Raw genomic sequence first — 23,219 nt, 5'->3', positions numbered from 1 at the left:
CGCGGAGGAATCGAACGTTGTTGGGAAGCGGGGAGAAGCCGATGAGCGGCGAGACCAAGACCTCTGCGGAGAGCACGGCGCTGGCGCTGCTGGCTGAGGTGCTCTACGTGCCGGTGGACCAGATCGATGTGACGACCAGCTTCACGGAGCTGGGCCTGGACTCCATCCTCGCGGTCGAGTACATCGCGATGATCAAGTCCGAGCTCGGGGTCGCGGAGACCGTCGAATCCCTCTACGAGCACGGCACCCCGGAGGCGTTCGTCAAGCACGTCGCCGCCGGCGCCTAGGGGATGTCGTGCTGACCAGGGATGACGTCTTCGCGGTGGTGCGCCGGAACATCCTGTCGGTGCGCTCGGACATCGATCCGGCCGAGATCTGCGAGGACCGCAGCATGACCGACCTGGGTTGCGACTCGCTGGACCGGATGGACGTGGTCGTCGGGTCGCTCGACGAGATCGGGCTGGAGCTGCAGGCGGAGGCCTTCGCCGGGGTGCAGGACATCGGCGGGCTGGTCGACGTGCTGCTGGACAGGGCAAGCCAACGGTGACCGGGCGGGCCGCCCGTGCGAACGCGGCGGCCCGCCCTGCGGGAAGCACGGGGATGGGGCGGATGAACGTCGGAAACGCGCGTCGGGTGGGCATCGACGCGGTGGGCGCGTACTGCGGCAGCGCATACCTGGAGACCGAGGACCTGTTCGCCGCTCGCGGCCTGGACCCGGCGCGGCTCGGCAACCTGGGACTGCGGCGCAAGAGCGTGGCCGCACCGGGGGAGGACGTCGTGGCACTGGCGGCCACCGCCGCCCGGCCGGTAGTCGACGCGCTCACCGACGCCGAGCGCCGCAGCATCCGGTCGCTGGTGGTGGCAACCGAGTCGCCGCTGGACCTGTCGAAGGCAGCGAGCACGCACGTGCACCGGCTGCTCGACCTGCCGCGGCAGTCCCGGTTGTTCGAGGTCAAGCAGGCCTGCCACGGTGGTGTCGCGGCCTTGCAGCTGGCGGCGTCGGTGGTGTCCGCCGAGCCGGGCAGCCGGGCGCTGGTGATCGCCTCGGACACGCCGGTGCCGACCCGCGGCTCCTACATGGAGCCCGCGCAGGGGGCCGCGGCGGTGGCGGTGCTGGTCGCGGAGGAGCCCCGGATCGTCGAGCTGGAGCTGGGCACCTCCGGCTGCTACGGCTACGAGACGCCGGACTTCTTCCGCCCGGCACCGGACGTCGACGTGATGGACACCGACCTGTCCCTGATGGCTTACCTGGACTGCCTGCTGGGCGCCTTCGCCGACCACTCCGAGCGCAAACCGGGGGTGGACTTCGTCCGCTCCTACGACCTGCTGGCGATGCACACGCCGTTCCCGGGGATGGTCCGCGGCGCGCACCGCACCGGTGTGCGCAAGCTGTCCGACCTGGGCCGGGATCGCGAGCAGGAAGATTTCGAGCGCCGGGTCGCGCCGTCGCTGCGGTTCCCCGAGCAGGTCGGCAACATCTACTCCGGCACCACGCTGTTGGCGTTGATCAGCGCCATCGCTGGTGCGCCGACCGATGAGCGGCTGCCGGTGGGGGTGTTCAGCTACGGGTCGGGTTGCGCCTCGGAGTTCATCGCGGCCGAAGTGGTGCCCGGAGCGCGGCAGCTGGTCGCCGGGACCGGGCTGGAGCGCGAACTCGCGGGCCGCACCCGGCTGACCGTCGAAGCCTATGACGCGGCCGTGGACCGGGCCGTGGGGTTCGGTGTGCAGGACGCCGAGGTAGGCGGTGCGGAGCTGGCGAGCTGGGGGACCGGTGGGCGTCCGCGGGCGGTGCTGACCTCGGTTTCGGGCTACCGCAGGGAGTACCGATGGCTCCAGTGACCGTGCAGGTCAGCGGCGCGTGCGCGAAGCTGCGGTTGTGCCGACCGGAAGCGGGCAACGCGTTGCGCGGTGACGTGGTGGGTGGTCTCCTCGACGGGCTGCGTGCCGCCGAGCAGGCCCCTGGTTGCCGGGCGGTGGTGCTGGAGGCCGACGGCGACTTCTGCTCCGGCATCGACCTGTCCGTGGTGGAGTCGGCGGGGTCCTGGACCGCGGCGGACAACAAGGCGCTGTGGGAACTGCTGTCCGGCCTGGTGAACAGCCCGTTGGTGACCGTCGCGCTGGTGACCGGTCGCGCGACCGGCGGTGGCGTGGGGCTGGCCAGCAGCTGCGACTTCGTGCTCGCCGCCCCGGGCGCTCGCTTCCGGCTCACCGAACTGCTGCTCGGCCTGGTCCCCGCGCTGATCACCCCGTTCGTCTCCGCGCGGATCGGGACCCGGCAGGTGTTCCGCAGCTCGGTCCTGGCCGCGGAGATCGACGCGGCCGAAGCGCACGCGCTCGGCCTGGTCGACGAAGTGACCGACCAGCCGGAGGAGGCGTTGCGGCGGGTCCTGCGCGCGCTGCGGCGCATGCCGAGACCTGAGGCGGTCGGCGACCTGAAGTCCTGCCACCGGATCCTCGATCCGCTGCCGGAGGACTACTCCGACCACGCGCACCGCATGTTCGAGCGAGCGGCCACAGATCCGCGCGTGCGCTCCCGGGTGCGGCGGTTGCGCGAGGAGGGATTGCTGTGAGCGACCTCGTGGCGGTCGAGACCGACGGGCGCGTCGCGGTGGTCACGGTGGCCGACTCCCAGGGTGGCAACGCGATCTCCGCAGCCCTGGTCGAGGCGGTCCCGGCCGCGCTGGCGGCGGCGGTGGCCGATCCGGAGGTGCACGTGGTCGTCGCGGCGGGGCTGCCCACCGTCTTCGCCGCGGGTGCCAGCCGGGAGTACCTGCTCACCGACGAGCGCGCCGACGTCGAACCGTTCGTCCGGGCCTTCCCGCGCTGCCCGCTGCCGGTGGTGGCGGCGATGCAGGGCCACGCCATCGGCGGCGGGCTCAGCTTCGGCTTGTACGCCGACGTGCCGGTGCTCTCCGAGCGCTCCCGCTACGCGGCGAACTTTCTGAACTACGGCCTGGTCCCGGAGTACGGCACGACCTGGCTGCTGCCCAACCGCCTCGGGCACACCCTCGGCACCGAGATGCTGCTGACCGCGCGCGGCTACGCGGGCGCGGAGCTGCGCGCCCGCTCTGCGCCGGTGCAGGTCGTGCCCCACGAGTCGGTGCTCGACACCGCACTGGAGCTCGCCCACGGCATGGCGCGGGCGCCGCGATACGCCTTGGAGCTGATGAAGGGCCAGTTCGCCGAGCAGGTGCTGGCTGCCGGGGACGCCGCGATCGCGGTCGAGGTCGGCCGCCACGAGCAGGCCTGGGCCGCTGCCGACTTCCGGCGACTGGTCGAGCAGCGGTACGGACGAGCGGAGGAGATAGTCCGGTGACCAAGAACGCGCAGTTGGCCCCGCTGGCGATCGTGGGGATGTCCTGCCGGGTGCCCGGTGGCGACGACGTCGACGAGTTCTGGCAGACGCTGCTGGCCGGGCGCCCCATGATGGGGCCGGTCCCCGCCGAGCGCCTCGTCGGCTACCAGGCCGAGGTCGCCGGGGACGGCGGGCTGGTGGCCGCCCTGGTGTCCGATGTGGGCACCTTCGACGCGGACTTCTTCGACGTGGTCGGGCGGATGGCGGTGTGGATGGACCCGCAGCAGCGGCTGCTGCTGGAGACCACCTGGCGCGCGCTGGAGTCGGCGGGCATCGCGCCGAGCAGCCTGCGCGGCCAGGAGGTCGGGGTGTTCGTCGGGTCGTCCACCAGTGACTTCCGAGACGGGATGATCAGCACAGGCGTGCTGGACCGCTACTCGCTGACCGGCAGCATCGCCGCCTACCTGTCGAACCGGATCTCGAACTTCTTCGACCTGCGCGGCCCCAGCATCACGGTGGACACCGCCTGCTCCAGCGGCCTGAGCGCGCTGGCCCTGGCGGCCTCCGGGCTGCGAGCAGGCGACTTCGACACGGCCATCGTCGGTGGCTCCAACGTCTACGCCTCGGGTTGGCTCACCGGAGCGTTGGCGCACATGGGCGCGCTGTCGCCGACGGGAACCTGCCGCCCGTTCTCCGACGAGGCCAACGGGTACGTGCGCGGGGAAGGCGTGCTGTGCTTCGTGGTCAAGCGGCTCGACGACGCGCTGGAAGCCGGTGACCCGGTGCTGACGATCATCCGTGGCGCGGCGGCCAACCACGACGGTCGGGCGGGCGGGCTGGTCAAGACCGACAGCGGCTCGCAGGCCCGGTTGCTGCGCCGCGCGCTGGCGCAGGGCGGCGTGGCACCCGCCTCGCTGGGCTACCTCGAAGCCCACGCCCCTGGCACGAAGCTGGACGTGGAGGAGCTCAACGGGCTGCGCGAGGTGGTCAGCGCGGACCGGCCAGCGCGCTTCGCCGGTCCAGGCGGGCGGCTGTGGATCGGGACGGTGAAGGCCGTCATCGGTCACCTGGAAGGAGCGGCGGGCACGGCGAGCCTGGCCAAGGCGGTGCTGGTGCTGCGGAACGGGGCGATTCCCAGCGCTGCCGGGATCCTCGGCATGGGCGGGGACCTGGAGATCCACGACCAACCGGAGGAAGTGGCGCTCGGCAGCGTGCCGTGGCCGGCGGGCGGTGCTCCCCGTCGGTTGGGGGTGAGCTCGTTCGGCATCGGGGGATCGAACGCCCACGTGGTGCTGGAGGAGCCACCCGCGGTGGACGCGGTGGACGGCTCCTGGGACGCGACGTCGATAGTGTTCCCGCTCAGCGGCACCGACGACGACGCGCTGCGCCGGGTGGCCACCAGGCTCGCCGACTTCGCAGCCGGGCCGGAGGCCCCGGAACCGGCCGCCACCGCCTGGACGCTGCAGACCGGCCGCGACCACCTCACCGCCCGCGCAGTGGTGCGGGCGAGTACGAACGAGGAGCTGCGCACCGAACTGCTGCGGATCGCCGAAGGTGTCGGTGCACCAGGGGAAACCGACCCGCGTGTTCGGAAATGGCTGGATGGGGGGTCGATCGACTGGTCAACGCTGTGGCGGAAGCCGCCGCGGCACCGGGTCCGGCTGCCCGGCTACCCGTTCCGGCGTACGCCCTACGGCATCGCGCCGAAACCTCGCCGGGGCGTCCGCTGATGCGCGAAGTGCTGATCACGGGCGCTAGCGTGCTCAACTCCGTCGCCGAGGACCTCGACGGGTTCACCGCCGCGCTGCGGGACGGCCGGAGCGGGGTGTGCGCGGTCGACCTGCCCGCCGAGTCCAGGGTGGGAGCCGCCGCGCTGCTCGACGGGTTCTCCGTCGAAGCCTGGGCGCAGCGCCACCTGCCTGACGCGGCGGACCAGCTGATCCGTGCGACCCGGCGGTCCGCCCTGCCCGGCCAGACCGCCGCATGCGTCGCCGAGGCGGCGCTGCGCTCGGCCGGTCTCGACGACCGGGGCAACACCGCGTTGATCGTGGCCGGGAACAACCTCGCGCTCGGCTACCACGCCGAAGCGCTGCGCGGGTTCCACGACCGCCCGAGCAGCCTGCGGCCCTCGCACGTTCTCACGCACCTGGACACCGACGTCGTCGGCACGGTCAGCCAGGCGACTGGTGTCGCGGGGGAGGGCTGGACAGCTGGCGCGGCCTCGGCCAGCGGCACCGTCGCCGCAATCCTCGGTGCCCGCCTGGTCGCCTCCGGTGAGGTCGACTCGTGCCTGGTGGTCGCCCCGGTGACGGAGCTGTCTGCTGCCGAACTCCGGGCCTTCCGCGACAGCGGCGCGATGGCGGCACCGGATGACGAGCTCGCGCCGTGGCAGCTCTGCCGCCCGTTCGACGTGCAGCGACGCGGCTTCGTGCACGGCCAGGGGGCGGCGGCAATCGTGCTCGAAAGCCGCGCCCGGGTGCGGCCGTTGGCCGCGATCGCGGGCTGGGGCCAACGCCTCGACGCCCGCCGCGGCACCGACCCGGACCCGACCGGCCAGGCCGCCGCACTGCGCGCCGCGCTGGCCTCAGCCCAGGTGCGGCCGGACGAGGTCGACTACGTCAACGCCCACGGCACCGGCTCACCGGCCGGTGACACAGCGGAGGCGCACGCCCTCAGTGCAGTCTTCGGCTCCACACCCCTGGTCAACTCCACCAAACCGCTGGTCGGGCACTGCCTGACCGCAGCGGGGCTGCAGGAGCTGATCGCCACCGCGCTGCAACTGCGCGGCGGTTTCGCCCACGCCAACCCGAACCTGCGCGAGCCCATCGACACCACCCTGTCCCTGGTGGGCCGCGCCAGCAGGACGGCACCGATCCGGCTGGCGGTGTCGCACAGCGTCGCCTTCAGCGGGATCAACGCCGCGATCGTCCTGCGCAGCTGACCAGAACCCGTCACACCATGGAGGTCGAGTGAACAACAACGAGGCGGAGCCCCCGAAGGGCTTGCTGCACGTGCCCGCCGACGAGGGCGAGTCGGTGTGGATCGGCGCGGACATCTACACGCTGAAGGCGACCGGGAAGAGCACCGGAGGTTCGCTGAGCCTGATGGAGGTCTCGGTCCCGCCGGGCGACGGCCCACCCCCGCACATCCATTCCAACGAGGACGAGGGGATCTACGTCCTGGCCGGTGACCTGGAGTTCTTCTCCGGCGAGCAGTCCTTCATGGCCGGACCGGGGGATTTCATCTTCATCCCGCGGGGAACGGTGCACAGCCTCCGCAACACCGGTGTCCACCCGGGCAGGACCCTGACGATGTACACCCCGGGCGGCATGGACCGCTACTTCGCGGGAGTGGGCGACCAAGCCCGCCCCGGCGTCCCCCCGCAGCCGATGTCCGAGGAGCAACTGCACCGAGCGATGACCCTGGCCCCCCAGCACGGGCTCGAAGTCCAACTACCCCCACCAGCCTGACCGACCCGCAGCGAGGGCGCACCGAGCACCGGTGCGCCCTCACCCTCCCCGGCTGCTCGGACCAGGTCACCTGTGTGCCCAGCCATGACTTGGCCGCTGTGCTGGGGGCAGTTCCTCGCGCAGCTCGGCGACCACACACGTGCCCACCGAGTGCGGGAAATCATCAACGACCTCAAGGAGATCCGCGACAGCGGTCGGCCCCGCCACTCGACGCTCCGGGAACCGCGATGTCCTGTTCGGGCAGACACCTCGCACCTGAGTCTGGGAAATCTCCACGAGCTCGTGGGGACAGCAGAGGCCCGCCGGACAGCCCAGCCGCGCTCGTCCTTCCAGTCGAAAAACGGGCGTGGAGGGGTGCGGTGGCCGAACGATTGTGCATTATGTCCCTCCAAGGGAGATCGCTGGCGACGTTGGATGGGGGCGGTTCGTGAGCGGGTTCGGCTTAGGTCTGGTGCAAGACCACATGCCCCGCACGTCCCCACCTCCCCGCTCAGCTGCCCACGCGACGGTGCGGCTCGCGCGTTGAGCTGCTCCGCGAGGAACCTCGGCACACCGTGATCACGTCAGAGACCGAACTACCCCTGGGGGATGTGCGATGTCTGCGTCAGCAAGCGGAAACAGCGGTACCAGATCGATGTCGACCCTGCTCCTGCTGTTCGGCGCGGCAGTGGTGCTGGTGTCCTCGACCATCGGGTTCATCAACGCGTTCACCATGGACTCGTCGATGCCCGGGATGCCCATGGAGATGCCCCGGTCGGCGGCGTCGGACCCGCTGATGGGGATGCCGATCTCGCACATGCCCGAGATGTTCGTCGCCGGCATCGGTCTCGTCATCGTCGTCATCGGTGCGGTCGGGCGTGGTCGGGAGGCGAGTCCGGCGTCCGGGTCGGCGCGCGGCCGGATCCTGATCGGGACGATCGGCACCGCAGCGCTGACCATCGACATCAGCAAGACCTCCACGCTCGGCTTCGTCATCCCCGGCATGCGCGAGGAGTACGGCCTCGCCGCGGGAACCGCCTCGCTGCTCGCCGTCGCCGGGCTGACCGGAACCGCGACGGGCGCGGTGCTCTTCGGCGTGATGGCCGACCGGATCGGTCGGCGCAGTGCCTACCTGATCTCGACGTTGGGGTTCACCGCGACCAGCATGTGCGGGTCGATGCCGACCTTCGCCGGGAACATCGTGATGTGCGGGCTGATGGGTGTCGCGGTCGGTGGTCTCGCGCCGCTGCTGATCACGCTGCTCACCGAGGCCATCGGTGGGCGCACCCGGGGTTCGGTGGTGGTGGCGCTGTCGGTGGTGGCCACGGCGGTCGGCTACCTCGTGGCGGCCGGGTCGGCGCTGTGGTTGGAACCGATCTTCGGGTGGCGGGTGCTGTGGCTCATCGGCGCGCCGACCGGGCTCGTACTGGTGCTGCTGACCCCGCTGATCCCGAACTGGAACGCCGACCGGGCCCCGGCCACCGAGGCGGACCCGGCCCGGCCGCGCAACGTCCGGACGCTGTCGGCCGGGTTGCAGCGCGCGTACGCCCTGCTGATCGGCGTGCTCACCTTCGGCCTGACGACCTGGGTGCCGAGCCTCGCCCGGGCCGGGGGAGTGCCGGTGAGCACGGCGAACCTGCTGCTGACGGTCGCCGCGGTCGCCATGGTGCCCTGCGCCCTGCTGTTCATGCTCGGCTACCGCAAGTTCGGTCCGGTCGCGGTGGCGGTCGGGTTGGCGGCCGCGACAGCGGTGCTGCTGCTGGCGCTGACCGGCTCCGGCGCAGTGTCGGCGGGGAGCTGGGTCAGTGCGCTCGCCCTGGTGGCGGCGTTGTTCTCGGTGAACACGATGGCCGCGGTCTTCCTGCCGATCGCTGCGGACCTCTCCGACTCGGCGGGCCGCGGCCGCGCCACCGGCACGGTGTCGTTGTACAACCGCATCGGCGGGCTGTGCGGTCCGCTGCTGCTGGCGGGCCTGGTCTCTTCGGCCTCGGACGTGCTGGTGGCGGTGTCGATCCTAGCGCTGCTGTGCGCGGGCACGGCCTGGTACATCGGCCGACGGCACCGCGAGGCCAAGCTCGTCACCGAGTCGGGGTGAAACCCCCGCTGCTGGACGGCACCAATCCCGATTGGCACCGAAAACCGATGCGGACTCCCGAAGCCTGCCACTCCGGGTCGTCCCCATGCCCACGCGGTTGCACTGAGCTGATCTCAGTGGAACCGCACCAACGCACCACCGGCGTGTCGGGCACGCGACACGCCGGTGGTGCGCAGTTTCAATTGAAACTGCGTTCGTTCCTCACTCACGTTCGAGGTTTCAATGGAAACTGCGGACTCGGCATCACCCCCAGCTACAGTTTCAGTTGAAACTGTGGTCCCGTCACCCCCAGCCACAGTTTCAGTTGAAACTGTGGTTCTCGTGGGTAGCCTCGGTCGGAGTCCGGAACGGGCGCTGGTCAGGGGGACTGCATGGCTTGCCACAGGCGGACTGCGACTTGCAGTGCTGGGGCGGTTCGGCTGTCGGTGATGTCGTGGCCCAGCGCCTCGGAGATCTTGTCCAGCCGGTGGTAGAGGGTTTGGCGTTGCAGGTGGAGGCGCTGGGCGGTGGCAGTCTTGTTCGAGGCGCAGTCGAAGAACGCGACGAGCGTGTCGAGCAGGCGCCTCGAGGTCTCGGCCCGCTGGTCCAGAAGGCCGCCGAGCTGCTCGGCCACGAAGTCGCGGAGGACGTCGTGGGCGTCAAGCTGGTGCACGAGTCGTTGGACGGCGACGGCGTTCGCGTCGATGACCGGACCCACTTCGTGGCGCAGCAGGAGGCATCGGCGTGCCTCGACGAGGCTGTGCCGGACGTGGTCGGGTTCGCGCGCGAGAGGGCCCACCGCGACGGTGCCGTCCACCGCGGCGGCGTGTTCGCGGAGGTCCTCGATGAGCTGGTGCCGCGCCTCCTCCGGTGCGTCACCCGGCAACGCCACGACGGAGATCCGCTCGTCAGCTCGGACCCGGCTCAGCGCCGCGCGTCCCCGGCGGCGGATCGCTTGGTCCACCGCTCTGAACTGCCCACCGGGGGTGGTGACGACGCAGACGTGGGCGCGAGCGCCACCGAGCGCGGTGGCTCCGAGGAGTTCGGTCGAGGTCTGCGGTGCGGTGTCGGTTCGTTCCAGTGCTTGGAAGTACGCGTGGGCAGCGGTGTCCTGCGGGCCGGTCGGGTGGGACCGCTGCAGTGCCAGGGCGAAGGACGGTGGCGCTCGGTCGAGCGCTGCTTCCAGGAGGTCCGTGTCGGTCGCCGGGCACGGTTCGATCCGCAGCGTTGCCGACACGATCCCGTGCACGGCGATCGGTGCCTCGTACCCGGCGGTCGCGTCCGGCGCGTCCGCCGGGCTCACGGCCAGGACCTGGCCCGCCGGGTCCTGCACTGACACCTGTGCGTTCAGCCGAGCAGCCAAGACGTTCACCAGCGCGTGCAGGTCGCTGCCCGAGGTCAGCTGCTCCGAGAGCTCGTCGGACAGGGAGTCGGCCAAGCGGAGCCGGGAGACCGATGCGTTGATCAGCAACCCGTTGACGCCCTCGGCCACTTCGACGAACGGGACCCGTCGGCGCAGCTGCACGAGCGCGAAGTCCCGCCGCCTGGCCTCGTCCACCAGGGCGGTGGGCAGCTCGTCCGGCGCCTCCACCGCGACGGAGGTGACGCCGTGCTCGACGAGCTGCTGGATGTAGCGGCGCTGCCGCTCGTCCGGCGCGGCGGTGAGCACCATCCCGGCGGTGAGCACGAGTTCCCCGCCGCGCAGCAGGTGCGCCAGCTCGACGACCTCGCTGGAGTGCACCCACCTGACCGGCCGTGAACTGTCCCCGGCGAGCAGGACCGGGGCTGCCGGGCGGAGGCTGGGGTGGCGGAGGACCTCGGCGAGCGCGATCGGCATGTGACGTTCCGTCCAGTCGGCCCGGGGATTTGCCGTGCAGAACGTACCTTGTTCCGAGTGGTGCGCGCCACAAGTATGGCTGGATCGACATCGGCCATGCGGAGGCGCTCATGACGGCAGTCCCACCGAGCAGCAGTGCGCACCAGGACGTGGAGCACGTGCTGCAGCCCATCCCGGAGGCGGCGCGGACCACCGCCGTGTCCGGGCAGTTCTGGATCTGGGCGGGTGCCAACATCGCCCCGATCAACTGGGTGCTCGGCGCCCTGGGGATCAAGCTCGGCCTGGGCTTGGCCGACGCGGTGCTGGTGCTGGTGGCCGGGAACCTGGTCGGGATGGCGCTGTTCGGGCTGTTCGTCCTGCTCGGGCAGCGCACCGGCGCCACCGGGATGGTGCTGTCCCGCGCGGCTTTCGGGCGTCGCGGCAACTACCTGCCCGCCACGATCCAGGCGGCGCTGGCGGTCGGGTGGTGCGCGGTGAACACCTGGATCATCCTCGACCTGGTGATGGCGCTGCTGGGCGAGCTCGGCCTGGTCGACCCGTCCGCGCCCAACCACGCCGCCAAGATCGCGGTCGCCGCGGTGATCATGGCGGTGCAGGTGGTGATCTCCTGGATCGGCTACCGGGCCATCGCGGCGTTCGAGAAATGGACGGTGCCGCCGACCATCGTGGTGCTGGTCGGGATGTCGGTGGTGGCCTGGACCAAGCTGGACATCGACTGGTCCTACGCGGGCCCACCGGGAGAGCTGCTGCACGGCTGGGACCGGTTCGCGGCGATGACCGGGGTGATGACGGCGATCGGCATCGGCTGGGGCATCACCTGGTTCACCTACGCGGCGGACTACTCCCGGTTCGTGAGCCGGTCGGTCTCGCGCCGGAAGCTGTACCTGGCCAGCACCCTCGGGCAGTTCCTGCCCGTGGTGTGGTTGGGCGTGCTCGGCGCTTCGCTGGCCACCAAGAACGGCCAGGCTGACCCGGGCGCGCTGATCGTCAGCGCCTACGGTTCGCTGGCCGTGCCGGTGCTGTTCCTGGTGGTGCACGGGCCGATCGCGACGAACATCCTCAACATCTACACCTTCGGCGTCGCGGCGCAGGCGCTGGACCTGCGGGCCTCGCGCCGGGTCCTGAGCGTCGTGGTGGGGGTTTTCGCGATGGTGTGCGTGACCTTCTTCATCTACCAGGGCGATTTCGCGACCGTGCTGGACTCCTGGCTGGTCTCGCTGGTGGCGTGGGTGGCCGCGTGGGGCGCGATCATGCTGGTGCACTTCTACTGGATCGAGCGCCGCACCACCGATGTGCAGCGGTTGTTCGACCCGGTCGGGACGTCCCGCCTGCGCGACGTCAACCCGGCGGCGCTGGTCTCCTTCGGCGCCGGGATCGTCGCGACGTGGCTGTTCATGCACGGCGTCCTCGACGTCTTCCGGGGGCCGGTGGCCAGCGCGCTGGGCGGGGTCGACCTGTCCTGGCTGGCGGGCGGCCTCGTGGCGGCGGCCGGGTACGCGGTGCTGGGTTCGCGCGCCCACCGCGCGCAGGTCGATCCGATCGTGGAGCACAACGAGCAGAGGAGCGTGAAGTGACCGAACTGGACAGCGTCGGGTTCCCTTGGCCGGACGGCTACCGCGCGGCGAGCGCGTTCACCTTCGACGTGGATGCCGAATCATGCGTGCTCGCGCACGATCCCAGCGCGGCGGACCGGATGTCGCTGATGGGGCACCAGTCCTACGGGCCGCGGGTGGGGGTGCCGCGGCTGCTCCGGTTGCTGGCGCGGCAGGAGGTGCGGGCGACGTTCTTCGTCCCGGGCTTCACCGCGGACTGCTACCCGGAGGTGGTCAAGTCCATCGTGGACCACGGCCACGAGATCGCCCACCACGGCTACCTGCACGAGCCCATGCGCGGCATCAGCGCGGAGCGGGAAGCCGAGTACCTGGACCGCGGCCTGGACGCGTTGGACCGGGCGGCCGGGGTGCGGCCGGTCGGGTACCGGGCGCCGTGGTGGGAGACGAACTGGCACACGCCGCGGCTGCTCGCCGAGCGCGGCTTCAGCTACGACTCCAGCCTGCTCGACGACGACGTCCCGTACCGGGTCGAGACCACCGTGCCGGGGTCGCCGTCGCTGGTCGAGATCCCGGTGGACTGGGCGCTTGACGACTGGGAGCAGTACGCCTTCTACCCGGGCTGGACGGGCAGCGGGGTGATCGAGAGCCCGCGGAAGGTGCTGGAGATGTGGTGGTGCGAGGCCCGGGCGCGGCATGCCGAGAACGGCTGTTTCGTGCTGACCAACCACCCGTTCCTGTCCGGGCGACCGGCGAAGGCGCACGCGCTGGAGGAGCTGATCGAGCAGGTCAAGGACCTGGACGGCATGTGGGTGACGACCCTGCGGGAGATCGCTGAGCACGCCGAGCAGGTGTGCGGGCCCGGCCGGGTCCACCAGCGACCGGAGCTGCCGCAGCGGTGACGGAGCGGGTACCCCTCGGGGTACCCGCTACGCCTTCGGGGCGCCGAGCCGCTCGGAGATGTCCGCGGCGGTGGCCCGGACGACCCCGGCCAGCTGGTGCTGCAAAGGTTCCGACACCCGGAAGCTCGGCGCGGACAGCAGGACGGCGGCGATCGCCTGGCCGCGGTGGTCGCGGACCGGGGCGCTGATGCCGACCTCCTCCACGGAGGTCTCCCCGGCGTTGATGGCGAAGCCGTCCGCCCGCACCTGGGCCAGCCGGTCCAGGTAGCGCTGCACCGCGTGCTCGTCGTCGTGCACCCCGCCCAGCAGCCGCCGGTCCAGCAGGTCGCGCACCCGCGCGGTCGGCATCTCGGCGAGGAAGACCTGCACCGACGAGCTCGCCGACGTCGAGTAGCGGGTGCCGATCGGCGTGGTGTGCTTGACCTGCTTCGGGCTGGGCACCTGCTCGACCGACACCGACTCGTTGCCGCTCCACACCACCAGGGCGCTGGTCTCCTCGGTGCGCGCGGTCAGCGCCTCCAGCGCCGGGTAGGCGATGCGCCGCACGTCCAGGTCGGCCAGCAGCGGCCCGGCGAGCCCGATCAGGCCCAGGCCGAGCCGGAACCGGGCGCTCTCCGGGTCGCGGACGACCAGGTCCATCTGCTCCAGCTGGGCGAGGATGCGCGACACCGTGCTCTTGTGCAGGTTGACCCGCCGGGAGATCTCGGTGACGCCCAGCGCTGGCTCGCCGACGGAGAAGGCGCGCAACACGCTGATGCCGTTCTGCAGCACCGAAGGCGCGCTCTTGGGGTTCTGGTCGTCGGTGGTGCCGGACATGGTGGGAGCTCCTTCATGCCGATGGTGCCGGTGCGGACCACTGGCCCACACCGGCACCCGAGGTGGTGCTCAGCTGCTGATGATGTTGTGCTCGGGACCGTACGGGAACTTCGTGATGTTCTCGGCACCGTCCTCGGTCACCACGAGGATGTCATGCTCGCGGTACCCACCGGCCCCGGACTGGCCCTCCGGGATGGTGATCATCGGTTCCATGGACACCACCATGCCGGGCTCCAGCACCGTGTCGATGTCCTCCCGCAGCTCCAGCCCGGCCTCGCGGCCGTAGTAGTGCGAGAGCACGCCGAAGGAGTGGCCGTAGCCGAATGTCCGGTGCTGCAGCAACCCTTCGGCCGCGTAGATCTCGTTGAGCTCGTGGGCGATCTCGCCGCACACCGCACCGGGGCGGATCAGTTCGAGGCCGCGTTCGTGCACCGCGGTGTTCACCCGCCAGTAGCGCAGGTGGTCGGCGGTCGGCTCGCCGTAGAACAGGGTGCGCTCCAGGGCCGTGTAGTAGCCGGCGATCATGGGGAAGCAGTTCAGGCTCAGGATGTCGCCGTCGCGCACCTGGCGGCTGGTCGCCCAGTTGTGCGCGCCGTCGGTGTTGACCCCGGACTGGAACCAGACCCAGGTGTCGCGGAGCTCGGCGTGCGGGAAGGTGCGGGCGATCTCCCGGACCATGGCCTGGGTCCCGGCCAGCGCCACCTCGTACTCCGGCACGCCTTCGGTGACCGCCTCGACCACCGCGGCCCCGCCCAGGTCGGCGATCCGGGCGCCGTGCTTGATCAGCTCGATCTCCTCGGCGGACTTGACCATCCGCTGGCGCATGGTCGCCGCGGCGATGTCGACCAGGGAGAAGCCGGGCAGCGCGTCGGCGAGCTGTGCCCGCAGCGCCGGCGGGATGTGGTCGTCCTCCACGCCGAGCTTGCCGGACTTGACGCCGGAGCGCTCGAGCACGGTGCTGATGGCGTGCAGGTAGTTGTCGCGCTGCCAGTCGGTGTAGACGATGTTGTCGCCGAAGCTGCGCCGCCACGGCTGCCCGGCGTCGATGTTCGCCGAGACGGTGACGTGGGCGTCCTCGGTCACCACCAGGGCGTAGTTGCGGCCGAACGCGGTGTAGAGGAAGTCGCTGTAGTAGTTGATGTTGTGGTAGCTGGTGAACACGACCGCGTCCACGCCGTCCTCGGCCATCTGCTTGCGCAGCGCGGTCACCCGGCGGCTCATCTCCGCGTCGGAGAACGTCGGCCGAACTCGCTCGCCGTTGTGGATCTCCTTGAGCCGTTCGAGCGTCATCGGGCACATCCTTTCTCGTTGGTGTCCTGCGGAAGGGCTTCCGCGGCGGGGCTGCGGCGGGCGGCCAGCATCGCCGCGGCGGCGGCGATCCCGGCTGCGGCCAGGTACCAGGCGGGTGCGATCTCGGTGCCGCTGAGCTGGATCAGCGCGGTGGCCACGAACGGCGCGGTCCCGCCGAAGAGCGCGTTCGCGGTGTTGAAGCTGAAGGCGAAGCCGCTGTAGCGCACGTGGGTGGGGAACAGCTCCGCGAGGTAGGACGGCAGCGTGCCGTCGTTCATGGTGAGCAGGACGCCGAGCGCGAGCTGGATGAGCGTGATGCCGACCAGCCCGCTGGCGCCCAGCAGCAGGAACAGCGGGACCGCCAGCAGTGCGAACAGCACGCCGCACGCCGCGAGCATCACCGGGCGGCCGACCGAGTCGGACAACCGGCCCATCACGGGGACCGAGCCGATGTAGCCGAGCAGGGCGATGGTGGTGACGACGAAGGAGGTGGTCTCCGCCAGGTGCAGCTGGGTGGACAGGTAGGTCGGCATGTAGCTGAGCAGCATGTAGAAGCCGACCGCGTTCAGGCAGGTCGCGCAGAAGGCGATGACGATCGCCCGCTTGTTGGCGGCGAAGGTCTCCCGCAGTGGGGCGGACGCGACGGACTCCTGGTCGGCGAGCTCCCGGAACTCGGGGGTGTCCTCCAGCTTTACCCGGATGTAGCGGCCGATGATGCCGAGCGGCGCGGCCAGCAGGAACGGGACGCGCCAGCCCCACGAGTCCATCGCCTCCGGCGGCAGCAGCGAGGTCAGCAGCGCGACGAGCAGTGAGCCCAGCAGCAGCCCGGTGGCGGTGCTGGCGGGCACGACGCTGGTGTAGAGGCCGCGGCGGTTGCGCGGGGCGTACTCGAACAGGAACGCCGAGGCCCCCGCGTACTCACCGGCGGCCGAGAATCCCTGCACGACGCGCACCAGCAACAGCAGCACCGGGGCGAGCAGACCCACTTGGTCGTGGGTCGGGAGCAGCGCGATCGCGAAGGTCGCGGCGGACATGATGAGCACCGAGAGCGACAGCGCGGCGCGCCGTCCGAACCGGTCGCCGAACTGCCCCCAGAAGATGCCGCCGAGCGGGCGGACCAGGAACGACAGCGCGAACACGCCGAAGGTCGCCAGCAGGGACGCGGTGGGGGAGCTGGTGGGGAAGAAGTTCCGGGCGATGGTGGTCGCGAGGTAGCCGTAGGCGGCGTAGTCGAACCACTCGACGCAGTTCCCGATGAAGCAGGCCGTCACGACCCGGCGGATCGTGCCGGGGCCGGTGCGGTCGGTGCTGTGGTTGCTGGAGGTCATCGCGCCCATTCCTGGGTGGGTCGTGCCGCCCTGGCTGGGAAGCCCTGGTCGGCGTTTCGGGCAGGGGCTCGGCTGGTCGGATCAGCCGCGGGACAACCGTATGAGAGGTGCAACCGCGTTGCGGTGAACGAAACGTAAAAGTGCGTGTGTCCGCTGTCAACCCTGAGTGGCACACAGAATTCTGTGCCACTGAAAGCCGATAAGGCTGGTCCCGTAGCGGCGAAACAGGGCGAGTCGAATCGGTCAAAGCAACACTGTTGCATCCACTCGAACGATGATGCATGCTTTCCGGCATCTCCCGTTCCCCGCTCCTGGCCCGCCGACGTGCACCTGGCGACCTGCGTGCCCCGCGCGTCGAAGCCTGGCCACCGGGCACCCGAACCTGGACGGAGGCCGCTGATGGCACCGCGAACCCCGGGAGCCGACCTCCCCGAACACCCAGACTGGTTGTGGCGCGCACCCGACCCGAAGCCGTCCTACGACGTGGTGGTCGTCGGTGCCGGTGGGCACGGCCTGGCCACCGCCTACTACCTGGCGAAGAACCACGGCATCACCAACGTCGCGGTGCTGGAGCGCGGGTGGCTGGCGGGCGGGAACATGGCCCGCAACACCACGATCATCCGCTCCAACTACCTCTGGGACGAGAGCGCCGGGCTCTACGAGCACGCCCTGAAGCTGTGGGAGGGCTTGGAGGAGGAACTGGAGTACCCGCTGCTGTTCAGCCAGCGCGGGGTGCTCAACCTGGCGCACTCGCTGCAGGACGTGCGCGACAGCGTGCGGCGGGTCAACGCCAACAGGCTCAACGGCATCGACGCGGAGTTCCTGGACCCCGCGCAGGTCGCGGAGATCTGCCCGGTCCTCAACACCTCGCCGGACCTCCGCTACCCGGTGCTGGGCGCCACGTACCAGCCCCGCGCCGGTATCGCCAAGCACGACCACGTCGCCTGGGGGTTCGCCCGCGCCGCCGACCGGATGGGGGTGGACCTCGTCCAGGGCTGCGAGGTCACCGGGTTCGACGTGGTGGGCGACCGGGTGGTCGGGGTGCGGACCAACCGCGGTCCGATCCGGGCGGGCAAGGTGGCGCTGGCCGCCGCCGGGCACACCTCGGTGCTGGCCGACACCCTGGGGCTGCGGCTGCCGCTGCAGAGCCACCCGCTGCAAGCGCTCGTCTCCGAGCTGCTGGAACCCGTACACCCCACCGTGGTGATGTCCAACGCCGTGCACGTCTACGTATCCCAGGCGCACAAGGGCGAACTCGTGCTCGGCGCCGGGATCGACTCCTACAACTCCTACGCGCAACGGGGCGCGTTCCACGTCATCGAGCGCCAGATGTCCGCTGCCGTCGAGTTGTTCCCCGTGTTCGCCCGCGCGCACGTGCTGCGCACCTGGGGCGGCACCGTTGACGTCACCCCGGACGCCTCGGCCATCATGGGGCTGACCCCTGTCGACGGGCTGTACGTCAACTGCGGTTGGGGCACCGGCGGTTTCAAGGCGACCCCGGGAGCGGGCTGGTGCTACGCGCACACCATCGCCCACGACCAGCCGCACCCGCTCAACGCGCCCTTCACGCTCGAACGCTTCACCACCGGTGCCCTCGTGGACGAGCACGGCGCCGCTGGTGTCGCGCACTGAAGAGCCAACCGAACGCCATTCGGGAGAAAGTCCTCAGGAGTACACGATGATGCTCATCCCCTGCCCGTGGTGCGGGCCGCGCGACGAGAACGAGTTCCACTACGGCGGCCAGGCGCACGTCCACTACCCGGACGACCCCGCAGCGGTGTCCGATGAGGACTGGGGCCGCTACCTGTTCTTCCGCAGCAACCCCAAGGGGCCGTTCGCCGAGCGCTGGGCGCACGTGTCCGGGTGTCGGCGCTGGTTCACCGTGCTGCGCGACACCGCCACCAACGAGATCCACCGCCGGAACCACGAGGAGGTCGCCCGGTGAACGCGCAGCGGCTACCAGCAGGAGGTCGGGTGGACCGCTCGCGTCCGCTGAGCTTTCACTTCGACGGGGTGCGGTACCAGGGCTTCGCCGGTGACACGCTCGCCTCGGCGTTGCTCGCCAACGGCATCCACCAGGTCGGCACCAGCATCAAGCACGGCCGCCCACGCGGCATCGTGGCCGCCGGGGTGGCGGAGCCCAACGCGCTGGTGCAGGTCGAGGAGCCCTTCCCGGAGCCGATGCTGCCCGCCACCACCTTGCAGCTCTCGGACGGGCTGCGGGCGTTGGGCCTGTGCGGGCAGGGCCGGTTGGCCGCGGAAGCGGACCCCGCCCGCTACGACACCATGCACGCGCACTGCGACGTGCTCGTGGTCGGTGCGGGACCGGCGGGGCTGGCCGCAGCGAACCAGGCGGCGCGCACCGGGGCCAGGGTGATCGTGGCCGACGCCGACGTGGAGTTCGGTGGGAGCCTGCTCGGTGCTTCCGCGGAGCTCGACGGTGGACCTGCGCTGGACTGGGTGCACCGGGTGACCGAGGAGCTCCGCGGCTGCGAGGACGTGCGGCTGCTCCCGAGCACCACGGTCCTCGGGCTGTACGAGGACAACTACGTCGTGGCAGTGCAGAAGCGGGGCGAGTGGACCGGCCCGGTGTCCCGCCAGCGGGTCTGGCGCATCCGAGCACGCGAGATCGTGCTGGCCACCGGCGCCCACGAACGTCCGCTCGTGTTCGCCGACAACGACCGGCCGGGCACGATGCTGGCGGGTGCCGCGCAGACCTACCTCAACCGCTACGGGGTGCTGGCGGGTCGCCGAGCGGTGGTGTTCACCACCAACGACAGCGCCTACGCCGCGGCGATCGACCTCCACGACGTTGGGGTCGAAATCGCCTGTGTCGCGGAGATCCGCGGGACCGCACCGGAGCACTGGGCAGCGCGGTGCGCCGAGCGCGGCATCCCTGTCGCGGCAGGCCACGCGGTCGTGGGTACGAGCGGGACGGAGCACGTGACCGCTGCCCACCTCGCCGCAGTCGGTGAAGTGACCCCGCACCGCCGCGAGGAGTGCGACCTGCTGCTGGTCTCCGGTGGCTGGAACCCCGCAGTGCACCTGCACAGCCAAGCCCGGGCCGGGCTGCGGTTCGACGCTGACCTTGGTGCGTTCGTCCCGGTCAGGACGAGCAAACCGGTGCGGACGGTTGGTGCCGCAGCGGGACTGCTGACCACTCACGAATGCCTGGCAGACGGTGCCGAAGCCGCATCCGCGGCCTGTGCGCGTTTGGGCGTGGCAGCGGAACCGGCGCCGTTGCCGCGCACCCGCCCCGTCCCGGTCGAACCGGGCCAGCCGACCTGGAGCGTTCCCGGTGCGGCGGGGTGGGACCGCCACTACGTCGACCTGGCCCGGGACGCCACCGTGGCCGACGTCCGGCGCGCGACCGGTGCGGGCATGCGCTCGGTGGAGCACGTCAAGCGCTACACCACGATCGGCACCGGCCACGACCAGGGCAAGACCTCGGGAACGCTGGCCACCGGGGTCATCGCCGAGATCCTCGGCGTGGACCTCGCCGAGCTCGGCACCACGACCTTCCGCGCGCCGTTCAGCCCGGTGGCGTTCGCCGCGCTGGCGGGCCGCGAACGGGGCGACCTCTACGACCCGGTGCGGGTGACGGCGATCCACGACTGGCACGTGGCGCAGGGCGCTCCGTTCGAGGACGTCGGCCAGTGGAAGCGCCCCTGGTACTACCCGCGCCCGGGCGAGGACATGGAGACCGCCGTGCTCCGCGAGTGCCGCGCGGTGCGCGAGGGCGTCGGCATCCAGGACGTGTCCACACTGGGCAAGATCGACGTGCAGGGGCCGGACGCGGCGGAGTTCCTCGACCGCGTCTACACCAACATGATGAGCACCCTCAAGGTCGGCCGGATCCGCTACGGCCTGATGTGCGGGGCCGACGGCATGGTCTTCGACGACGGCACGGTCACCCGGGTGTCCGCGGACCGGTACCTGGTCACCACCACCAGCGGGGGAGCGGCGGCCGTGCTGGAGTGGTTGGAGGAGTGGCTGCAGACCGAGTGGCCGGACCTGCGGGTGCACCTGACCTCGGTCACCGAGCAGTGGGCCACCGTCGCGCTGGTCGGGCCGAGGTCCCGCGCCGTGCTGGCCCGCGTGGCACCCGAGTTGGCCGTGGACAACGACAGCTTCCCGTTCATGTCCTGGCGGGACGGCGAGGTGGCGGGGTTGCGGGCGCGGGTGTGCCGGATCAGCTTCTCCGGTGAGCTCGCCTACGAGATCAACGTGCCCCGCTGGCACGGCCTCGCGCTGTGGGAAGCGCTGATCGCCGCGGGCGAGCCCGACGGCATCACCCCGTACGGGACCGAGACCATGCACGTCCTGCGCGCCGAGAAGGGGTTCCCGATCGTCGGGCAGGACACCGACGGCACGGTCACCCCGCACGACCTCGGGATGAGCTGGGCGGTGTCGAAGAAGAAGGCCGACTTCATCGGCAAGCGCTCCTTCTCCCGGCCCGACACCGCACGGGAAAACCGCAAGCAGCTGGTCGGCCTGCTGCCCCGGGACCCGGACCTGGTGCTGGAGGAAGGCGCCCAGCTGGTCGCTGGCCCGGAGCTCCCCGAACCGCCGGTGCCGGTGCTGGGCCACGTCACCTCCAGCTACCGCAGCGCCGTGCTGGGGCGCGGATTCGCCCTGGCGCTGCTGGAAAACGGGCGGGACCGCATCGGCGAGCACGTCCACAGCACGGTCGGTGACCAGTTGGTCCCGGTCGAGGTGACCGGGCCGGTGTTCTACGACGAGGAAGGATCCCGCCGCGATGGCTGACACCGAGGCACGCACCCCGCTGGCTGAACGGGTGCTCCCGACGACCGACCTGGTGCGGATCGCGGAGGTCCCGTTCGCAGCGCAGGTGGGACTGCGCGTCGATCCGGGGAGCCCCGCCGCGGAGCGGGTCGCGACCGCCATCGGCGCGGGGCTGCCGGAGCCCGGCGGCGTGGTGGCGGTCCGCGACCTGGTGGTGCTGTGGTTGGGGCCCGACGAGTGGCTGGTCACCGGTCCAGCGGGGGCGCAGGACCGGATCGAGCGGACGCTCAACTCCGCGCTCGGCGGCGGTTTCGGCGCTGTGGTGGACCTGTCCGCGCACCGCACGACCATCGAGGTCTCGGGCGAGCGCGCTCGCGACCTGCTCAGCACCGGGTGCGCGCTGGACCTGCACCCGCGCGCATTCCCCGCTGGGCGGTGCGCCTCGACGCTCCTGGCGCGGGCGCAGGTCGTCCTCGTGTGCCGGGACGCCCGGGCCCCGAGGTACTGGGTGCTGGTGCGGGCGTCCTTCGCTCGCTACCTGGCCGACTGGCTGGAGGACGCGGCCGCCGAGCACGTCCGGGTCAGCAACGCGCGGACGTGATCACCGGCGGCTGTCGACCGGGTCGCTGGTCAGGTCGGTGGTGTGGGTTTCGCGCATGAACCACACGCACCCGGCGCAGATCAGGGCGATCAGCACGAGGTACGCCGAGATCGGCAGGGACGATCCGGTCGACGCGATCAGCTGGGTGGCCAGGATGGGGCTGAGGCCGCCGCCGACGATGCTGCTGGCGTTGTAGGCGACGGAGGAACCGGTGTAGCGGTACCGGGTCGCGAACAGCTCGGGCAGGAACGCGCCCATCGGGGCGAACAGCGCGGCGAAGGAGAGCATCCCGACCGACATGCCGAGGGCGACGAGCAGCGGGTTGCCGGTGTTGATCAGGGCGAACAGCGGGAACGCCCACACCACCGCCAACCCCGCGGCACCCAGGCACACCCGGCGGCGGCCGACCCGGTCGGAGAGCACCGCGAAGGCCGGGGTGGCCACCCCCATCACCGCCGCGGCGACCATGGCGCAGACGATCAGCATGTCCTTGTCCAGGTCCAGCACCTCGGTGCCGTAGGAGAGCGAGAACGTGGTGATCGTGTAGAACAACGTGTGCGCGAGGATGAACGAGCAGGTGGCCAGCAGCAGGGTGCGGGGCTGGTGCTTGAAGACCTCGACGATCGGGGCCTTGGACTTCTCGTGCGCCCGCATGGCTTCCTCGAACACCGGGGTCTCGGCGATCTTCATCCGGACGTAGTAGCCGACCACGAGCAGCAGCGCGCTGGCCAGGAAGGGGACCCGCCATCCCCACGACTCGAACGCTGAGTCCGAGAGCGTCCCGCCGAGGATCAGGAACGCCGTGCCCGCGACGACGAACCCGACCGCCGGTCCGACCTGCGGGAAGCTCGACCACAGCCCGCGGCGGCCCGCCGGGGCGTACTCGGTCGCCAGCAGGACCGCGCCACCCCACTCGCCACCGAGCCCGAAGCCCTGCAGGAACCGGCACAGCACCAGCAGCACCGGAGCGCCGATGCCGATCGTCTCGTAGGTGGGCAGCAAGCCGATCGCGACCGTCCCGGTGCCCATCGTCAGCAGGGAGACGATGAGCATCGCCTTGCGCCCGATCCGGTCGCCGAAGTGCCCGAACACCACCGCGCCCACCGGGCGGGCCACGAAGCCGACGCCGAACGTGGCGAACGCGGCCAGCGTCCCGGCGAGTGCGGAGAACGTCGGGAAGAACAGGTGGCCGAGGACGAGCGCGGCAGCCGTGCCGTAGATGTAGAAGTCGTAGAACTCGATGGCGGTGCCGATGAAGGTGGCGGCCGCGATTCGCGATCTCGGCACCGCGGCCGGCGGTGCGGCGGTGGTGGACATGGCTGCTCCTTCGT

The 23,219-nt window shown here is 71.0% G+C and carries 20 protein-coding genes; 15 read left to right on the top strand and 5 right to left on the bottom strand.

Going from position 1 to position 23,219, the window contains the following annotated elements; genetic code table 11:
* The first annotated feature begins 41 nt into the window (after positions 1 to 41).
* The 9 genes from ABT324_RS09525 to ABT324_RS09485 all read left to right on the top strand — a co-directional run bounded on the left by ABT324_RS09525 (position 42) and on the right by ABT324_RS09485 (position 8,839).
* On the top strand, positions 42 to 287 hold the full coding sequence (locus tag ABT324_RS09525; protein WP_351174363.1) for an acyl carrier protein: 246 nt from the start codon (positions 42 to 44) through the stop codon (positions 285 to 287).
* An 8-nt stretch (positions 288 to 295) separates the two neighbouring features.
* On the top strand, positions 296 to 547 hold the full coding sequence (locus ABT324_RS09520; protein ID WP_351174361.1) for a phosphopantetheine-binding protein: 252 nt from the start codon (positions 296 to 298) through the stop codon (positions 545 to 547).
* Between the two features lie 62 nt (positions 548 to 609).
* Entirely contained in the window at positions 610 to 1,839 is a 1,230-nt protein-coding gene (locus ABT324_RS09515; RefSeq protein WP_351174359.1) for a hydroxymethylglutaryl-CoA synthase family protein, read from the top strand.
* A complete protein-coding gene (locus ABT324_RS09510) occupies positions 1,827 to 2,570 on the top strand; it encodes an enoyl-CoA hydratase/isomerase family protein (RefSeq protein WP_351174357.1) in 744 nt (247 codons plus the stop codon). Before ABT324_RS09515 ends, ABT324_RS09510 begins: the two co-directional genes overlap by 13 nt.
* Positions 2,567 to 3,316 (top strand): polyketide synthase, encoded by a 750-nt coding sequence (locus ABT324_RS09505; RefSeq protein ID WP_351174355.1) that lies wholly within the window; start codon positions 2,567 to 2,569, stop codon positions 3,314 to 3,316. Before ABT324_RS09510 ends, ABT324_RS09505 begins: the two co-directional genes overlap by 4 nt.
* Positions 3,313 to 5,025, top strand: a complete 1,713-nt coding sequence (locus ABT324_RS09500) for a polyketide synthase (protein ID WP_351174353.1) — start codon at positions 3,313 to 3,315, stop codon at positions 5,023 to 5,025. Before ABT324_RS09505 ends, ABT324_RS09500 begins: the two co-directional genes overlap by 4 nt.
* Positions 5,025 to 6,236: a beta-ketoacyl synthase N-terminal-like domain-containing protein gene (locus ABT324_RS09495; RefSeq protein WP_351174351.1), complete on the top strand. Its 1,212-nt coding sequence runs from the start codon at positions 5,025 to 5,027 to the stop codon at positions 6,234 to 6,236. The genes ABT324_RS09500 and ABT324_RS09495 overlap by 1 nt, the downstream gene beginning before the upstream one ends.
* A 28-nt stretch (positions 6,237 to 6,264) precedes the next feature.
* The gene (locus tag ABT324_RS09490) at positions 6,265 to 6,765 is read left to right on the top strand and encodes a quercetin 2,3-dioxygenase (RefSeq protein ID WP_351174349.1); all 501 of its coding nucleotides are present in this window, start codon (positions 6,265 to 6,267) and stop codon (positions 6,763 to 6,765) included.
* Between the two features lie 634 nt (positions 6,766 to 7,399).
* Positions 7,400 to 8,839, top strand: a complete 1,440-nt coding sequence (locus ABT324_RS09485) for an MFS transporter (protein WP_351174347.1) — start codon at positions 7,400 to 7,402, stop codon at positions 8,837 to 8,839.
* Between the two features lie 358 nt (positions 8,840 to 9,197).
* On the opposite strand, the gene ABT324_RS09480 is transcribed toward ABT324_RS09485, so the two are convergent.
* A complete protein-coding gene (locus tag ABT324_RS09480; RefSeq protein ID WP_351174345.1) occupies positions 9,198 to 10,655 on the bottom strand; it encodes a PucR family transcriptional regulator in 1,458 nt (485 codons plus the stop codon).
* Positions 10,656 to 10,765: 110 nt separating this feature from the next.
* Between ABT324_RS09480 and ABT324_RS09475 the strand changes: the two genes are divergently transcribed.
* Together ABT324_RS09475 and ABT324_RS09470 are read left to right on the top strand one after the other, a co-directional pair.
* Positions 10,766 to 12,229 (top strand): purine-cytosine permease family protein, encoded by a 1,464-nt coding sequence (locus ABT324_RS09475; RefSeq protein WP_351174344.1) that lies wholly within the window; start codon positions 10,766 to 10,768, stop codon positions 12,227 to 12,229.
* Positions 12,226 to 13,107 carry a polysaccharide deacetylase family protein gene (locus ABT324_RS09470; protein WP_351174342.1) on the top strand — a complete coding sequence of 294 codons (882 nt, stop codon included), beginning with the start codon at positions 12,226 to 12,228 and terminating at the stop codon, positions 13,105 to 13,107. The genes ABT324_RS09475 and ABT324_RS09470 overlap by 4 nt, the downstream gene beginning before the upstream one ends.
* Positions 13,108 to 13,134: 27 nt before the next feature.
* Here ABT324_RS09470 and ABT324_RS09465 read toward each other — a convergent pair whose 3' ends face one another.
* The 3 genes from ABT324_RS09465 to ABT324_RS09455 all read right to left on the bottom strand — a co-directional run bounded on the left by ABT324_RS09465 (position 13,135) and on the right by ABT324_RS09455 (position 16,541).
* Positions 13,135 to 13,923 carry an IclR family transcriptional regulator gene (locus ABT324_RS09465; protein WP_351174340.1) on the bottom strand — a complete coding sequence of 263 codons (789 nt, stop codon included), beginning with the start codon at positions 13,921 to 13,923 and terminating at the stop codon, positions 13,135 to 13,137.
* Between the two features lie 69 nt (positions 13,924 to 13,992).
* Positions 13,993 to 15,213 carry a M24 family metallopeptidase gene (locus ABT324_RS09460; protein ID WP_351174338.1) on the bottom strand — a complete coding sequence of 407 codons (1,221 nt, stop codon included), beginning with the start codon at positions 15,211 to 15,213 and terminating at the stop codon, positions 13,993 to 13,995.
* Positions 15,210 to 16,541, bottom strand: coding sequence for an MFS transporter (locus ABT324_RS09455; protein WP_351174336.1), 1,332 nt, complete (start codon positions 16,539 to 16,541; stop codon positions 15,210 to 15,212). The genes ABT324_RS09460 and ABT324_RS09455 overlap by 4 nt, the downstream gene beginning before the upstream one ends.
* Before the next feature lie 399 nt (positions 16,542 to 16,940).
* On the opposite strand from ABT324_RS09455, the gene ABT324_RS09450 reads away from it, so the two are divergent.
* Genes ABT324_RS09450 through ABT324_RS09435 form a run of 4 tightly spaced genes read left to right on the top strand, consistent with a single transcriptional unit; the run spans position 16,941 to position 21,888 of the window.
* Positions 16,941 to 18,173: a sarcosine oxidase subunit beta family protein gene (locus tag ABT324_RS09450; protein ID WP_351174334.1), complete on the top strand. Its 1,233-nt coding sequence runs from the start codon at positions 16,941 to 16,943 to the stop codon at positions 18,171 to 18,173.
* Between the two features lie 46 nt (positions 18,174 to 18,219).
* Complete coding sequence (locus ABT324_RS09445; protein ID WP_351174332.1) at positions 18,220 to 18,486, top strand: sarcosine oxidase subunit delta; 267 nt, start codon at positions 18,220 to 18,222, stop codon at positions 18,484 to 18,486.
* Between the two features lie 29 nt (positions 18,487 to 18,515).
* Positions 18,516 to 21,308: a 2Fe-2S iron-sulfur cluster-binding protein gene (locus ABT324_RS09440; protein WP_351174330.1), complete on the top strand. Its 2,793-nt coding sequence runs from the start codon at positions 18,516 to 18,518 to the stop codon at positions 21,306 to 21,308.
* Complete coding sequence (locus tag ABT324_RS09435) at positions 21,301 to 21,888, top strand: sarcosine oxidase subunit gamma (protein ID WP_351174328.1); 588 nt, start codon at positions 21,301 to 21,303, stop codon at positions 21,886 to 21,888. Before ABT324_RS09440 ends, ABT324_RS09435 begins: the two co-directional genes overlap by 8 nt.
* Here ABT324_RS09435 and ABT324_RS09430 read toward each other — a convergent pair whose 3' ends face one another.
* Positions 21,889 to 23,205 carry an MFS transporter gene (locus tag ABT324_RS09430; protein WP_351174326.1) on the bottom strand — a complete coding sequence of 439 codons (1,317 nt, stop codon included), beginning with the start codon at positions 23,203 to 23,205 and terminating at the stop codon, positions 21,889 to 21,891.
* Between the last annotated feature and the right edge of the window lie 14 nt (positions 23,206 to 23,219).

The sequence above is a fragment of the Saccharopolyspora sp. NPDC000359 genome (assembly GCF_040300525.1).
In the GTDB taxonomy this organism is placed as follows: Bacteria; Actinomycetota; Actinomycetes; order Mycobacteriales; family Pseudonocardiaceae; genus Saccharopolyspora.
The sequence above is the reverse complement of the archived record's forward strand: the minus strand, read 5'-3'. Positions and strand labels throughout refer to the sequence as shown.